This window comes from Vibrio sp. 1874, assembly GCF_033344395.1.
GTDB lineage: Bacteria > Pseudomonadota > Gammaproteobacteria > Enterobacterales > Vibrionaceae > Vibrio > Vibrio alginolyticus.
This window is the reverse complement of record NZ_JAWPOR010000168.1, coordinates 1-1,078: the sequence shown is the minus strand read 5'-3', so window position 1 is coordinate 1,078 and position 1,078 is coordinate 1. Positions and strand designations below refer to the sequence as shown.

The 1,078-nt window shown below is 49.5% G+C and carries 2 protein-coding genes and 1 pseudogene; all 3 read left to right on the top strand.

All coding sequences use genetic code 11. The annotated features are described in order from the left end of the window. Positions 1 to 169, top strand: a pseudogene (locus R8N46_RS25375) (type II secretion system protein GspH); the annotation flags it as partial. Then, the gene (gene gspI, locus R8N46_RS25370; protein WP_005478722.1) at positions 156 to 545 is read left to right on the top strand and encodes a type II secretion system minor pseudopilin GspI; all 390 of its coding nucleotides are present in this window, start codon (positions 156 to 158) and stop codon (positions 543 to 545) included. The pseudogene R8N46_RS25375 and the gene gspI, both read left to right, overlap by 14 nt. Beyond that, positions 532 to 1,078 (top strand): type II secretion system minor pseudopilin GspJ (gene gspJ, locus R8N46_RS25365; protein ID WP_318189797.1); only part of this gene is annotated, 547 nt, incomplete at its 3' end. The genes gspI and gspJ, both read left to right, overlap by 14 nt.

Sequence of the window (1,078 nt, the reverse complement as noted above, 5' to 3'; positions counted from 1 at the left end):
AGTCTTCATTTTCTCGAGCGCAGAAGTCACGCCGTTTACCTTGTCTTTTTTCCCACAAAAAGGCGATGCGTTTAACGATGGTTGGCGAGTGATCGGAAAAGAGAGTGGGCAAATTCTGTTGGTAGCGCCAGGTGAAGAAGTGGAAGAGGATGCGAATGCGCAATTTTAAGCAAACTCAACCAAACTTAAACCGTCGCAGAGTGCGAGGGATGACGTTGCTTGAAGTGTTGGTTGCACTGGCTATTTTTGCCACCGCGGCGATCAGTGTGATTCGCTCTGTGAGTCAACACATCAACACAGTCAGCTACTTAGAAGAAAAGATGTTTGCAGCAATGGTTGTGGATAACCAAATGGCGAATGTGATGCTAGATACTGGCGCGCTGAAAGCCAAGAATGGTACCGAAGAGCTAGCAGGGCGTACATGGTATTGGAAAGTCACGCCTGTAGCCACCACGCAGCCATTGCTGAAAGCATTTGATGTAAGTGTCGCGACGGCGAAAAACGCGAGTCCAGTTGTTACGGTAAGAAGCTATGTGGCGCAGTAATCCCAATCGCGCAAATAAGCGCCGTACAGCAAAAGGTTTTACACTCATTGAAGTGCTGGTGTCGATAGCAATCTTTGCCAGTTTGAGCGTGGCGGCATACCAAGTGGTGTCGCAAGTTCAGCGCAGTAATGAGTTGTCGCAAGAGCGAACTCAGCGTTTGAATGAACTGCAACGCGCCATGGTGATGATGGATAACGACTTCCGCCAAATGGCATTGCGTCAAACGCGTACCAACGGCGAAGACCCTGCCGGGCAACTGATCTTTTGGTCGGATTATTTACTCGATTCCGACGCGAAAGGCCTAATGTTTGCACGTGTGGGTTGGCATAACCCGCAGCAACAGTTCCCGCGTGGTGAAGTGACTAAAGTGGGCTATCGCGTTAAAGAAGAAACCTTGCAGCGTGTTTGGTGGCGTTATCCAGATACCCCTGTTGGGCAGGAAGGCATTGTCACTCCGTTGCTGACGCAGGTGGAATCTTTCGACATGCGTTTTTATGACGGTAAACAGTGGAAGAAAGAGTGGGACAGCAATA

Coding starts and splice junctions, on each gene's coding strand:
- gspI (WP_005478722.1), top strand. CDS start 156: ATGCGCAATTTTAAGCAAACTCAACCAAACTTAAACCGTCGCAGAGTG.